This is a genomic window from Novosphingobium sp. Leaf2, assembly GCF_001421325.1.
Taxonomy (GTDB): Bacteria; Pseudomonadota; Alphaproteobacteria; order Sphingomonadales; family Sphingomonadaceae; genus Novosphingobium.
Genome location: NZ_LMJY01000016.1, coordinates 1 through 13,318 on the forward strand (window position 1 = coordinate 1; position 13,318 = coordinate 13,318).

Here is a 13,318-nt window from a genome sequence, read left to right on the forward strand (position 1 = left end):
GCCCAAAGACCCCCGGACCAGGCGCCGTCGCCCACATGTCCCTTCATCAATTTCCAACAATGTCAAAGAACCAACAGACAAAAAACCCGGACAACCAGRCAACCCCCRCCTCTCGCGATTTGGGGATACGCCTTATGCCCGTCGTGTCTGCGACCACCAAAACCCGGTCARACCGTCCAGTCCCTCGTGGTGAAACGCCCTCTAAAACCACAAACCGAGTCGGTCAACTCCCCAATGAAAGAAAAATGACACCACTCAATCATACCATCCACAGCGCACGCCAACTCGCTGATCTTCGCGTATGCNCCTCTCGCGATTTGGGGATACGCCTTATGCCCGTCGTGTCTGCGACCACCAAAACCCGGTCAAACCGTCCAGTCCCTCGTGGTGAAACGCCCTCTAAAACCACAAACCGAGTCGGTCAACTCCCCTTTTCATAAAAACTTTCATGCCCGGGAACCAAGGCGAAAAATCGGCCAAAGATTGGCAGCGCGGTAATCCTCTCGCCTGCCCCACACGCTTTGTTTACCACGCGGCGGCTAGTGCGCGTATGAATGCGTGCCCCCTCGGCGCAGGCCATAATCAGGATTTTTCATGCCGACACCGGCCATCAGCGTTGCGATGAGCGTCTACAATGGCGAGCGATTTCTGGCGGCCGCCATCGAGAGCGTGCTGGCGCAGGACTTTACCGATTTCGAATTCCTGATTCTCGACGATGGATCGACCGACGCCACGGCGGCGATCGTGCGCGGCTATGCTGCGAACGACGCGCGTATCCGGCCCATCGTGCGCGAGAATCGCGGGCTCGTCGCCAGTCTCAACGAACTGATCGACGCTGCCCGCGCGCCCATCGTGGCGCGCATGGACGCGGACGACATCTGCCGCGCCGATCGCTTCGGCAAGCAGCTGCGTTTCCTGTCAGAGAACCCGGACTATGGCGTGGTAGGCAGTTGGACTGCGGACATCGACGCGTTCGACAAACCCTACCACATCACCGGCAAGGACCATCCGCCGACGCACGAGGCTTTCCTGGAGGCGATCGAGAACGGCTGGCCCCTGCTCTGCCATCCGGCTGCGATGTTTCGCAAAGACGTGGTCCAATCGGTAGGCGGCTATCACGGCGCGTTTCGCCATTGCGAAGACTACGACTTGTGGCTGCGGCTGGCCTCTGTAACCCGGCTGGCAAGCATCCCCGAGCGCCTGCTGCGCTATCGCCATTATCCCAATCAGGTGTCGAGCCGGCACGCCACCGAACAGCAGATCGGCGCGGCAGTATCCTACCTTGCGTACCGTGAGCGCCGTGCCGGACGGCCCGACCCCACCGCAACGCTGGATCGGCTGCCTCCGGTTGATGGCCTCGATGCGCTGTTCGGGCGCGACGGCGTGGCACGCGATGTGCGGGCACGCGTCGCCCCGCAGTTGCTCTATTCCCGCATCGGCCTGCGCGACGAAGGGTTCGACCTGCTGCGTCGTCACCTGCGCGAGGGCGGTGGGCGCGACGGGATGTGGCGCGTGGTCGCCCGGCTGGTCCGCTTCGGCGAGCCGGTGCGCGCCGCCAAGCTGGCCGCCACGCTCGTGGCGCACCGATGAGCGTGCCCCGCCCGCCGATGAGCGTTCGCGGTGCCGCGGTGTGGGCGATGGCGGGCCAGTACCTGTCGTTCGCCATACAATTCGCAAGCTCGGTGGTGATCTCGCGGCTGTTCCTCTCGCCGGGCGAAGTCGGGCTGTTTTCGATCGCGCTCGCCGCCGCGCTGCTGGTGGCGATCCTGCAGGACTTCGGACTGTCGCGCTATATTTCGGGCTTGCGGGATATAGACGACGGCGAAGTGCGCCGGTGCAGCTCGGTGGCGCTGCTGTTTTCGCTGCTGGTCGCCGCCATGATCGCCGCGCTGGCGTGGCCGCTGGCGCAGCTATACCATCTGCCCGCGTTGACGCCGCTGCTGACGATCATCGCGTCGAGCTATCTGTTCCTGCCGCTGGCCGTGGTGCCGATGGCGCTGATGGCGCGCGAGATGCGCTTCGACCGGCATTTCCTGATCAACGTTGGCGGCGCAGCGGCGCAAGGCGGGGTGGCGATCACCTTGGCGGCGATGGGCTACTCCGCCTTCGCGCTGGCGTGGGCGACGGTGGCCGCCGGGCTGGCGCGCGGGCTTATCGCCCAGGTTTTGCGCCCCTCCCTGCCCTGGCCGCCACGGCTTGACGGGCTGCGCACCGTGATTGGTTTTGGCACCCGATCGAGCGTATTGTACCTGACCGGTGCGCTGGGCACCCGCACCCCCGACCTTATCCTGGGCAAGCTGGTGACGCTGACCTCGGTCGGTCTGTACAGCCGCGCTTCCAGCCTGTCCGATCAGTTTCGCACCCTGATTTCTGGCGCGATCGGCAGCGTGTTCTTTCCCGCCTTTGCCCGGATCCGCGATCGGGGTGAGGATCTGGGGCCACCATACCTGCGGGTATGCGCCGGCTATTCCGCCGTCGTGTGGCCGGGCATGGCCGGGCTTGCGCTGGCGTCCGAGCCGATCGTGCGCGTTCTGTACGGAGACAAGTGGATGGGCGTGGCGCCGCTGCTGCTGATGATCTCGGTGGCGGAGATTGGGCTGGTCTCGTTGCCTTTGGTGAGCGACATTCCGATCCTGATGGGGCGGATGAACCGGCTGCTGGCTTACAACGCGGTCGATACCGCCATGTCGCTGATCTTGCTGGCGCTGGGGGCATGGTGGGGCGGCGTGGAAGGCGCGGCGGCATCGCGAATTATCTATGCCGTAGCGTGGCTGGCGCTGTATGCCGGGTTCATGCACCGTCTGGTCGGGTTCGACCGGCGCGGGCTGCTGTCCATCTACCTGCGCAGCGCGGTAGCGACGGCGGCGGCGATAGGTCCGCTGGCGATCGCGTACCTGTGCTGGGCGGGGCCGGCGACCATCGGCATCCCCGCGCTGCTGCTGGCCGTGGCGCTCGGCGCCGGCTGCTGGCTGGCGGCGCTGGCGCTGCTGCGCCATCCCGCGTTGGACGAACTGTTGGCGATGGCATCGGCGGTGCCGCCTTTGCGCCCGCTCGCCGCCCGCCTTGGCCGCGCCGCATGACGCCGCTGTCCACCGTGCATAGCCCCGTCCGGCGCGAACCGCCGCGCCCGCCGGAACAGCGCAACGCGACGTATGGCGCACACTTCGATTGGGAGACGCTGTTCTACGATGTCTACCGGGCAGGCCCGCACATCGTGTTCCAGGGGCCGCCCCTGCTCAACTTGCGGGACATGGCGGAGCAGTGCGACTATTTCGCGCAGCATCTTGGCGGCCTGTTCCCCAAGGCACGCCTCATCGAACGCAACCGGTCGAGCGAATACTGGGTGCGGGACGATGCCGATACGGTCGTGCTGGGCGGGGCGATGGGCGATGCGGCAGTCACGGTCCAGCCCAGTGGCGTGGCGACATTCGCCGGGCGGCGGGTGCTGCATACCCTCTCGCGCAACAACGACATCGCCTGGATCCTGGATTGGGTGCGCTTCTACGTGGCCGTGCATGGCGCGGATGCGGTGCTTCTGTATGACAACGCTTCCGACGCCTACAGCACCGATGATCTGCGCGCGGCGCTGGCCCAAACCTTTCCCGCCATCGTCAGCGAAGTGGTGGACTGGCCGTTTCCCTACGGCCCGCAAGGGGGCATGGCCGGCGCGGTGAATGGGCGCGAAACGCCGTGGGATTCTGATTTCTGCCAGACCGGGTCGCTCCAGCACGCCCGATTCCGTTTTCTGGGCAAGGCCCGCAGCGTGCTCAACGTCGATATCGACGAACTGGTCTTGTCGGATAAAGGGCGCGCAATCTTCGATGCCACGGAGCGGTCGCGGGGCGGGTTCATCAAGTTCGCAGGAAACTGGATCAGCGCGACCACGCCCCACGGCATCGCGCCGGGTCAGGGCCGGCACGCCGACTTCTGGCTGAAAGACGCGCTGGAAACGGACACTTGCCCGCCCAAGTGGTGCGTGGTGCCATCGAAAACCAGCCGCACCCGGCATTGCTGGTCGGTCCACAACCTGTTCGGCACGCGGCGTAATCGGCGCATTTCGCAGGAGTTTGCATACCGTCACATGCGCGGCATTTCGCATGGTTGGAAGGAAAACCGGTGGGACGCGGTGGCTTTCGATCCGCAGCGCTTCACGCCCGATGCGCCCTTGCAAGACGCGTTCGCCGCTGCCGGGATGATGCCCGACCATCCCGGATGCCGGTGATCGCGATTGTTTCTGGCGCGCACGTCCCTAAATAGCGCCGATGCCGCCAGACACCGCAATCAACGATCCCAAGGCGCGCCACGACGGCTGGCGCACGCTTTTGCGCTTCATGCCGTATCTGTGGCCCCGCGATAATCCGGGCCTGCGCTGGCGGATCGTATGGGCCTGCGTGTTCATCGTGCTATCCACCGCCACGCAGCTGGTCCTGCCTTATCTGATGAAATGGGCGGTGGACCTGATGGGCGCCACCGGACCCCGGATGATCCAGCTGACGATGCTGATGGTGCTGGGTTACGCCGCAGGCCGGTTCATCCAGACCGGGTTCGACAACTTGCGCAACATCGTGTTCGAGCGGGTCGGACAGGACGCAACGCGCGATCTGGCGCAAAACGTGTTCGGACAGCTGCACCGTCTGTCGCTGCGCTTCCACCTGGCGCGCCGCACCGGCGAAGTGACCAAGACGATCGAGCGCGGCACCAAAAGCATCGATACGATGCTGTATTTCATGCTGTTCAACATCGCCCCCACGATCCTGCAATTGCTGGTGGTGGCAGTGATCTTCTACGTCAATTTCGGCGTCGGTCTGGTGATCGCCACCGGCGTGGCCGTGGCGGCCTACATCTGGGTGACGCGCACGATCACCGAATGGCGCACAAAGCTGCGCGAGCAGATGAACCGGCTGGACGGGCAAGCCCTGTCGCGCGCGGTGGATTCGCTGCTGAACTACGAGACGGTCAAATACTTCTCCGCTGAAAAGCGCGAGGAAGCGCGCTATGCCCAGGCCACCAGCGCGTATGCCAATGCTGCGGTGAAAAGCGAAAACTCGCTCGGCCTGCTCAACATCGCGCAAGGCATCGTGGTGAACCTGCTGATGGCCGGCGCGCTGGCGTGGACCGTTTACGGCTGGTGGCGCGGGCAATACACCGCTGGCCAGCTGGTGTTCGTGCAGACCTATTTGACGCAGCTGTTCCGCCCGCTTGACATGCTGGGCATGGTCTATCGCACGATCCGGCAGGGCCTGATCGACATGGCGGAAATGTTCCGCCTGCTCGACACCGAAGTCGAAGTGCCCGACGCGCCCGGCGCGCCCGCGCTGGCGATCCGACAGCCGTCGATCACCTTCGACAACGTGGTGTTCGGGTATGACCCGGACCGCACGATCCTGCACGGCCTGTCATTCCACGTGCCGGCGGGCCAGGCCTTCGCCATCGTCGGCCCGTCCGGCGCCGGCAAGTCAACCATCGCGCGGTTGTTGTTCCGCTTCTACGATCCGCAAGCAGGGCGCATCCTGATCGACGGACAGGACATCCGCGACGTGACGCAGGCGTCCTTACGCGCCGCGATCGGCATCGTGCCGCAGGATTCGGTGCTGTTCAACGACACCATCGGCTACAATATCGGCTACGGACGTGAAGGATCGGGCGCCGAAGACATTGCCGAGGGCGCGCGCGGCGCCGCGCTGGGCGACCTTATAGCCCGCCTGCCACACGGTTTTGACACCGAGGTGGGCGAGCGCGGGCTCAAGCTATCGGGCGGTGAAAAGCAGCGCGTGGCCATCGCCCGCACGCTGGTGAAGAACCCGCCGATCCTGATTCTGGACGAGGCGACCAGCGCGCTGGATACGCGCACCGAGCAGGACATCCTTGCCACCCTGCACCGCGTTGCCGAACACCGCACATCGCTGTCCATCGCGCACCGCTTGTCCACGATCTCGGATGCGGACCGTATCCTCGTGCTCAACGAAGGACGATTGGCGGAAAGCGGCACGCACGCGCAGTTGCTGCGGCAGGACGGGCTTTACGCAGAGATGTGGGCGCGCCAGGCGGACGAAGCCGAAGCGATGATCGAAGCGGCGGAGTAAGCCGCCGCGCGCTTCAGGCCATCTCGTCCTCGACCGTCCATGCCGCCAGGTTATCCTCCTGTCCGATCAATGCCAGGCCGTGCGCGATCGAGGTCAATTCCCCGCCACTGTCGATCCTGGCATCGCCAAAGCGCCGGGTAAACAGCGCCCGCACCGCCGGGATCAACGATGAGCCACCCGTCAGGAAGACGTGATCGATCGCCTCGGCACCCAGCCCCGCACGGGCCAGAGCCAGGTCAACGGTTTGCGCGATCCGGGCCAGATCGGGGGCGATCCAGCTCTCGAAGTCGGCACGGGTCACTTCCGCCGCGATGGACAAGTCCGCGCTGTCGAACCGGAACGTGGCCACCTCGTCCTGTGACAAGGCGCGCTTCAGGCCGCCGACCGCATCGTACAGCGGATAGCCCAGTTCGTTTTCAACCACCGCGATCATGCGGCCGATCGCGGCGGTATCGGTGGCGGCGCGCTGCAGACGCGCCAGTTCTTCCAGCGTGCGGCGGTTGCGCAGCAGCGCCAGCCGCGACCAGTCGGCAAAATCGGCGAAGTGGCCATCGGGGATTTCCAGCACCTTGTCGAACGACCGATAGGTGCCGCCCTTGCCCAGCATCGGCAGCACCAGCTTGTCCATGATGCGAAAATCGAATCGGTCGCCGGCAATGCCAACGCCGGCCGAACCCAGCGGCGTGCAGCGCGGCGTCGATCCCGGCGCGGCCACGCGCACCACCGAAAAGTCGCTGGTGCCGCCGCCGAAGTCCGCAACCAGCAGCGTTGCAGGCTCCGTCAGGCGCGCCGCGAAGCTGTAGGCCGCGCCGATCGGCTCGTACACGTAGTGCACCTCGCGCTCCAGCAGCGCGAACATCGCATCGTACCGGGTGCGCGCCAGCGCGGGATCGGGCCGCGCACCGACGTAGCGCACGGGCCGGCCCACCACGATACGTTCGGGCAGGTTCGCCAGCGCCTCACCGCCGTGGCCAATCAGATGGCGCAAAAACACCTGCCCCAGTTCCTCGAAGCGCATGCGCCGCTCGAACAAGGGCGCGCTTTCGAACAGAGGATTGGCCGCCACCGATTTGAAGGACTGCAGGAACCGGCTGCCCTGCGGAAAATCCAGGAACTCCGCGATCGCCCACGGACCGGCCTCATGGGCAAGCGCGCCGCGCGGGCCGTCGTCCTGCCAGAAGCACAGGGCCGACCGGAAGACCGAGCCGGTGCCGTCCGGCGCGGCGAAGTCCACCATCCGCGCAGCGCCATCCCCGTCGCCAAGCGCGACCACGGAGTTGGTGGTGCCAAAATCGATGCCGGCGCTGCGGATGCTGGCGCTACCGATATGCGCTGGGGGCGGGGATGCGCCGGGTGTCATGACCGTCCTTGAAAAGCGCCTGTCTTCGCGGGGCGCACCTATGGCAACGCGCCGCCGCCCATGCAACCGCCCTTGCCGGGTTGTAAGACTTCAGTCCTTGCCCAGCTTCAGGCCCTTGAGCGCGGCGAACGGGCTTGCATCCTCTGGTATGCCGATGCCGGCAGCGCGCCTCGCCGCTTCTGCCTGCGGACCCACCAGGAACGGGTCGATCGCCAACGCCAAACTTTGCGCCACCGCCTCGCCCAGATCGAAATGCGTGCCCTCGTATTCGATCTCGTCAAGTTCCTCGGCGGTCAGCTCCACTTCCTCGTCCGCCGCGTAGGTGGTGCTTTGCGGCACGAAGCGGAAGAACAGCGGCTCGTTCACCGTTACCGGCAGGTCTTCCGCCGATACCGCGCAGGACTGCACGATCTGCGCGGTGAGAACCCCGCTCGCCTCGATCTGGAAGCCCCCTGCCCGCTGCCTGCAGGCAAGATCGAGATCGGCGGCCAGGCTATCGACCGACACAAGTCCGAAACGCCGCGCCAGCGCCGCGCGCTCAGCAGCATCAGGCTCCAGCCGCACGTGCAGGCCTTCCACGTGGCGCACGTCGAAGGGACGGGAAAACTCCGGCGTCATCGCACGATCCTGCCGGCAAGCAAGTCATCGCCGGGCAGCGCGGCGATCTGCGCATCGAGCCGGCGCACCGCGCTTACCAGCAGCGCCCGGTCCGGCGAATCGGTGAGGCTGACATTGCGATCCAGCGCTTCGCCCAGCGCCGCGTCATCCTGCGCCAGCGCGGTGCGGAACGCCCCCAGGCGGCCGCCCAGCACACTCATCAGCTTGCCCATGTGCTTGCCGACCACAAGATCGCCCACGCCGGACTGGCGCAGCTGTCCGTCCATGTCGTCGACGAACAGCTCGGTCAGCGCAGCCGACGGGGCGATGAGCGAATCGTCGGTCTCGCGGTCCCGCTCCATCCGCAGCAGGACCAGCACCAGCACCAGCGTGACCGCATCGAAGCGGCCCGGCACCGTGTCCGCAATGCCGCAATCGGCATACCAGAACCGTTCCCGCGCAATCTCGACAATACGGTGCCACAAGGGGCGCACCGCTTCGCGCGGATCGGGGTGCCGGGAGAACAGGCGGGAAATCAGAGACACAGAAGGCAGACCTTTGCACGAGAGCATCGTTAAGCGGCAATTCAAGCGCGGCATCCCAACGCCCATTGCGCGGGCGCTATCGGGGCCGTAAGGCCTTCAGGCGATATAGGGGACCGGGCGCGGCGGCAATGGCTGCGGCGCACGATCCTGCGGTTTGGAGTGTGAAAATGCGCAAGGTGGGTATCAAGGTGAAGACAGCGGCGGTGGCGCTGGCCTTGGCCGCGTCGGTTGGCGGCTGCACCTCGATCCGCGATCATCGCGGCTACCTGATCGATCAGACGCTGCTCGATTCGGTGCAGCCGGGGATCGACAATCGCCAGTCTGTGGAAAAGACGCTGGGGCGTCCCACCTTCGAAAGCCAGTTCGGCCAGAAGGACTGGTACTATATTTCGCAAACGGTGAAGACCCCGCCGTTCCGCGGGCCGCGCACTACCGAGCAGACGATCCTGCGCGTGCGCTTCGATGCCGCCAACAACGTCGTGGCGGTTGACAAGCGCGGCATGGAACAGGTCGCGCGTCTGAGCCCTGACGGCCATGTCACGCCAACGCTGGGCCGCCATCGCAGCCTGCTGGAAGACCTGTTCGGCAACATCGGATCGGTCGGTGCGGCCGGCATGGGCGCAAGCCCGGGTGGCAACGGCAGCAACACCGGCCCCGGTCCGAACGGCAGCTGATCGCCCAAGGTACGCCGCTGTGTGATGGGGGTGGCTTGAAGCTGCCCGGCGCGGTCATATATCCGCGCCCATGAACAACGACGCGGCGAGCCACGGCCTTATCCAGTGGCACGGAACAACCATCATCGGCGTGCGCAAGGGCGGCAAGACCGTCATCGCCGGCGATGGCCAGGTTTCCATGGGCAACACCGTGATGAAGCCCAATGCGCGCAAGGTCCGGCGGATCGGCGAAGGCGGAAAAGTCATCGCCGGGTTCGCTGGTGCGACCGCAGACGCGTTCACCTTGTTCGAACGGCTGGAGCGTAAGCTGGAGCAGTATCGCGGCCAGCTGATGCGATCCGCCGTCGAACTCGCGAAGGACTGGCGCACGGACAAATACCTGCGCAATCTCGAAGCGCTGATGATCGTGGCGGATACCGAAACGCTGCTGGTGCTCACCGGCAACGGCGATGTGCTGGAGCCCGAAGGCGGGATCACTGCGATCGGTTCCGGCGGCAATTACGCGCTCGCCGCCGCCCGCGCCATCGATGCCTACGAACAGGACGCGGAAACGATCGCGCGCAAGGCCATGCAGGTCGCCGCTGACATCTGCGTCTTCACCAACGACCGCGTGACGGTCGAGACCGTCTGATCGGACACCCATGAACGACAATCTTACCCCCAAGGCGATCGTCGCCGCGCTTGACGCACACATCATCGGCCAGGCGGATGCCAAGAAGGCGGTCGCGGTCGCGTTGCGCAACCGCTGGCGGCGCCAGCACCTTGACGCGGATCTGCGCGACGAGGTCACCCCCAAGAACATCCTGATGATCGGGCCGACCGGGTGCGGCAAGACCGAGATCAGCCGCCGTCTGGCGAAGCTGGCCGATGCCCCGTTCGTCAAAGTGGAAGCCACCAAGTTCACCGAAGTGGGCTACGTCGGGCGCGACGTGGAGCAGATCGCCCGCGACCTGGTGGAAGAAGCGATCCGGCTGGAAAAAGAACGCCGCCGCGAATCCGTGCGCGATGCGGCCAGCAAGGCGGCGATGGACCGGCTGCTCAACGCGCTGGTCGGAGACGGGGCTTCCGAAGCCACCCGCGCAGCCTTCCACCAGCGCATCACGCAAAATGCGATGAACGACACCGAGGTGGAAATCGAGGTCGAGGAAGCGCCGTCCTCGGCGATGGAAATCCCCGGTATGGGCGGCTCGGTAGGCATGATCAACTTGTCCGACATCATGGGCAAGATGGGCGGCCAGCGCATGAAGCGGCGCAAGATGAAAGTGCCGGACGCGTGGGACAAGCTCGTCGACGAGGAATCGGACAAGCGCATGGACCAGGACGATGTGGCGCGCGTCGCACTGGCGAACGCGGAGGCCAACGGCATCGTCTTCCTAGATGAGATCGACAAGATCGCGGTGTCCGACGTGCGCGGGGGTTCAGTCAGCCGCGAAGGCGTGCAGCGCGATCTGCTGCCGCTGATCGAAGGCACAACGGTGGCGACCAAATACGGACCGATGAAGACCGACCACGTGCTGTTCATCGCCAGCGGCGCCTTCCACGTTGCCAAGCCCAGCGACATGCTGCCCGAACTGCAGGGCCGCCTGCCGATCCGCGTCGAACTGAAGGCGCTGACCGAAGACGATTTCGTGCGCATCCTGTCGGAAACGCGCGCCAATCTCGTGGCGCAATACCGGGCGTTGCTGGCGACCGAGCAGGTGACCGTCGAAATTACGCCGGATGCGATCCGCGAAGTCGCCCGCATCGCTGCGCAAGTGAACGAAAGCGTCGAGAACATCGGCGCGCGCCGGTTGCAGACGGTCATGGAAAAGCTGCTTGAGGAACTTAGCTTCGAGGCCGAAGACCGCAAGGGCGAGACCGTGACGATCGACGAGGCTTATGTGCGCCAGAAACTGGAAGGTGTTGCCGCCAATGCGGACCTTTCCAAGTATATCCTCTGACGCTTTGTTCTTTTAACGTTCCGCGTGATGGGCTACCTTGGATTCCAAGGAGATCACCTATGACGTTGGAAGGTGGATGCCAGTGCGGCGCGGTGCGCTACGCGGTGAAGGGGCAGCCGGCGCACGTGGCCCTGTGCCACTGCGTTGATTGCCGCAAGTCATCAGGCGCGCCGGTCACTGCCTGGGCGGCCTACGCCGCCGCAGATTTCGCCCTGCTGGCCGGAGATCCTGCAGCGTACAGTTCCAACGGATCATCCATCCGGCATTTCTGCGCCACTTGCGGCACCGGTCTGTATTTCGTGAACGAGGCTGTCCTGCCTGGACTGGTAGACATTCAGGTCGCCACGCTGGACGATCCCGATGCCTTGCCGCCGCAAGTCCATATCCAGACGGCGGAGCGCGTCGGCTGGATGGAAAGTGCGGACGCTTTGCCCGCGTTCGCACGCTATCCAGGCTGACGCAAGCGGTGGGCTTACCGCCGGGAGCAGACTGGGATCTGCACGCCGATGGGGCATGTCACTATGGTGGGCTTGCCGCCGAACTGTTGCCCGCCCTCGCCGAGGTTTTGACATCCCAGCCTTCACATCAGGCGGGCCTACGGATGGTCGGTATCGCGCCACTTGCTCGAATGCTGGGGCCTGACAGTCTGATCGGCCAAAAAGTGACCGATCTTGGCGGCGTGCCGGCACACCCGGTTCGCGCCGTCCTTTTCAACAAAGCCGGCGATATGAACTGGGCGCTGGGCTGGCATCAGGACCGCACGATTGCCGTGCGCCAACGAGTAGATACGCCAGGCTTTGGCCCCTGGTCCGTAAAACGGGGCATCCAGCACGTCGAACCGCCGTTCGCAGTGATCGCCGCGATGCTGACGGTCCGCATCCACATTGATCGCGTTGACGAAGACAATGCGCCGCTGCTGGTCGCATTGGGTTCGCATCGCCTGGGCCGCATTGCCGTGACAGACGTGGGCGCGGTTGTCGAACGCTGCACGATCCGTCCTTGCCTGGCAGATGCGGGCGATGTCTGGATTTATCACACGCCGGTCGTGCATGCTTCCCGCGCGGCGAGGCCGGGCCGGCGGCGCCGGGTGTTGCAGGTGGACTATGCATCGCAGCACTTGCCAGCCGGACTGGAATGGCTAGGCATCTGACCCTGCCGAATGGAGAGCGACCTTGTTTCAAACCCCGGAAGACCGCCCCGTGTATCGCCTGCTGACGGGCACCGACGACCGCGCATTTTGCGAGCGGGTGTCCGAAGCGCTTGCGCAGGGCTGGCGGCTCTATGGTTCACCCACCTTGGCGTGGGATACTGCTGAAAATAGCATGAAGGCAGCGCAGGCCGTGGTCTGGCACGAGGCTGACGTGGTGAAATAAGGTCAGCACAAACAAAAGCCGGGCCGACATGCGCCGGCCCGGCTTTTGTTTGCCGTTGCATGAGCGACAAGCGCGATCAGAACGGGATGTCGTCGTCCAGATCATCGCCGTAGCCGCCGGAGCTGCCGCCCGATGCGCCGCCGGTCTTGCCCCATTCGCTGCCGCCCGCGCTGCTGCCGGAACCGCCGCCAGAGCCGCCACCCCAGTCGCCACCGCCTGAGCGAGCGCCGCCGCCGCCGCCGCCGCCCGATGCGCCGCCTTCGTTCCAGCCGCCGCCGCTGCGCTGGCCACCGCCGCCGCTACCGCCGCCTTGCGCGCCATCGAGCATGGTCAGCACCCCACCGATGCCGCCAACCGACACTTCGGTGGTGTAGCGATCGTTACCGTTCTGGTCCTGCCATTTACGGGTGCGCAGCTGACCTTCGATATAGACCTTCGAGCCTTTGCGCAGGAAGCGTTCGGCAACGCCGACCAGCCCATCGGACTGCAGGACGACCGAGTGCCATTCAGTGCGCTCCTTGCGCTCACCGGTGGCGCGGTCCTTCCAGGTTTCCGACGTTGCGATGCGCAAGTTCGCGATGCGCCCGCCGTTCTGGAAGGATTTGACCTCCGGGTCTGCTCCCAGGTTGCCGACGATGATGACCTTGTTGACGCTGCCTGCCATGCGGGAATCGCTTTCCTCTTAAACTTGCGCGCAGCGGTAGCGAAATGTGCCCGCACCTGCGAGTCACGCGCAGCGCTTTTCC

General features: G+C 65.2%; 14 protein-coding genes. 10 read left to right on the plus strand and 4 right to left on the minus strand.

Annotation, left to right across the window (positions count from 1 at the left end; genetic code table 11):
• Nucleotides 1-594: 594 nt before the first annotated feature.
• From ASE49_RS09355 to ASE49_RS09370, 4 genes are read left to right on the plus strand one after another with little or no spacing between them, the layout of a single operon-like run.
• Nucleotides 595-1,590, plus strand: coding sequence for a glycosyltransferase (locus ASE49_RS09355; protein ID WP_056771090.1), 996 nt, complete (start codon nt 595-597; stop codon nt 1,588-1,590).
• Nucleotides 1,587-3,080 carry an oligosaccharide flippase family protein gene (locus ASE49_RS09360; RefSeq protein ID WP_235522918.1) on the plus strand — a complete coding sequence of 498 codons (1,494 nt, stop codon included), beginning with the start codon at nt 1,587-1,589 and terminating at the stop codon, nt 3,078-3,080. The genes ASE49_RS09355 and ASE49_RS09360 overlap by 4 nt, the downstream gene beginning before the upstream one ends.
• Nucleotides 3,077-4,222 carry a hypothetical protein gene (locus tag ASE49_RS09365; protein WP_056771097.1) on the plus strand — a complete coding sequence of 382 codons (1,146 nt, stop codon included), beginning with the start codon at nt 3,077-3,079 and terminating at the stop codon, nt 4,220-4,222. The genes ASE49_RS09360 and ASE49_RS09365 overlap by 4 nt, the downstream gene beginning before the upstream one ends.
• A 40-nt stretch (nt 4,223-4,262) precedes the next feature.
• Nucleotides 4,263-6,083: an ABCB family ABC transporter ATP-binding protein/permease gene (locus tag ASE49_RS09370; protein ID WP_056771100.1), complete on the plus strand. Its 1,821-nt coding sequence runs from the start codon at nt 4,263-4,265 to the stop codon at nt 6,081-6,083.
• 13 nt (nt 6,084-6,096) lie between these two features.
• Here the strand turns inward: ASE49_RS09370 and ASE49_RS09375 are convergent, their stop codons facing one another.
• From ASE49_RS09375 to ASE49_RS09385, 3 genes are all read right to left on the minus strand, one after another.
• Entirely contained in the window at nt 6,097-7,443 is a 1,347-nt protein-coding gene (locus ASE49_RS09375) for an Hsp70 family protein (protein WP_056771104.1), read from the minus strand.
• Nucleotides 7,444-7,533: 90 nt separating this feature from the next.
• Nucleotides 7,534-8,061 (minus strand): YceD family protein, encoded by a 528-nt coding sequence (locus ASE49_RS09380; protein ID WP_056771106.1) that lies wholly within the window; start codon nt 8,059-8,061, stop codon nt 7,534-7,536.
• Nucleotides 8,058-8,585 (minus strand): ubiquinol-cytochrome C chaperone family protein, encoded by a 528-nt coding sequence (locus ASE49_RS09385; RefSeq protein WP_056772232.1) that lies wholly within the window; start codon nt 8,583-8,585, stop codon nt 8,058-8,060. Before ASE49_RS09385 ends, ASE49_RS09380 begins: the two co-directional genes overlap by 4 nt.
• Before the next feature lie 167 nt (nt 8,586-8,752).
• Between ASE49_RS09385 and ASE49_RS09390 the strand changes: the two genes are divergently transcribed.
• The 6 genes from ASE49_RS09390 (at nt 8,753) to ASE49_RS09415 (ending at nt 12,572) form a co-directional block, all read left to right on the plus strand.
• Nucleotides 8,753-9,259: an outer membrane protein assembly factor BamE gene (locus ASE49_RS09390; protein WP_056771109.1), complete on the plus strand. Its 507-nt coding sequence runs from the start codon at nt 8,753-8,755 to the stop codon at nt 9,257-9,259.
• A gap of 70 nt (nt 9,260-9,329) precedes the next feature.
• Nucleotides 9,330-9,890, plus strand: coding sequence for an ATP-dependent protease subunit HslV (gene hslV / locus ASE49_RS09395; protein WP_056771112.1), 561 nt, complete (start codon nt 9,330-9,332; stop codon nt 9,888-9,890).
• Between the two features lie 10 nt (nt 9,891-9,900).
• Nucleotides 9,901-11,199, plus strand: coding sequence for an ATP-dependent protease ATPase subunit HslU (gene hslU / locus ASE49_RS09400; RefSeq protein WP_056771113.1), 1,299 nt, complete (start codon nt 9,901-9,903; stop codon nt 11,197-11,199).
• 59 nt (nt 11,200-11,258) lie between these two features.
• Nucleotides 11,259-11,657, plus strand: a complete 399-nt coding sequence (locus ASE49_RS09405) for a GFA family protein (protein ID WP_056771116.1) — start codon at nt 11,259-11,261, stop codon at nt 11,655-11,657.
• 143 nt (nt 11,658-11,800) lie between these two features.
• The gene (locus ASE49_RS09410) at nt 11,801-12,349 is read left to right on the plus strand and encodes a phytanoyl-CoA dioxygenase family protein (protein WP_156370251.1); all 549 of its coding nucleotides are present in this window, start codon (nt 11,801-11,803) and stop codon (nt 12,347-12,349) included.
• Between the two features lie 22 nt (nt 12,350-12,371).
• Nucleotides 12,372-12,572, plus strand: coding sequence for a DUF1737 domain-containing protein (locus ASE49_RS09415; protein ID WP_056771120.1), 201 nt, complete (start codon nt 12,372-12,374; stop codon nt 12,570-12,572).
• 76 nt (nt 12,573-12,648) lie between these two features.
• Here ASE49_RS09415 and ssb read toward each other — a convergent pair whose 3' ends face one another.
• The gene (gene ssb / locus ASE49_RS09420) at nt 12,649-13,236 is read right to left on the minus strand and encodes a single-stranded DNA-binding protein (RefSeq protein ID WP_056771122.1); all 588 of its coding nucleotides are present in this window, start codon (nt 13,234-13,236) and stop codon (nt 12,649-12,651) included.
• Nucleotides 13,237-13,318: the final 82 nt, after the last annotated feature.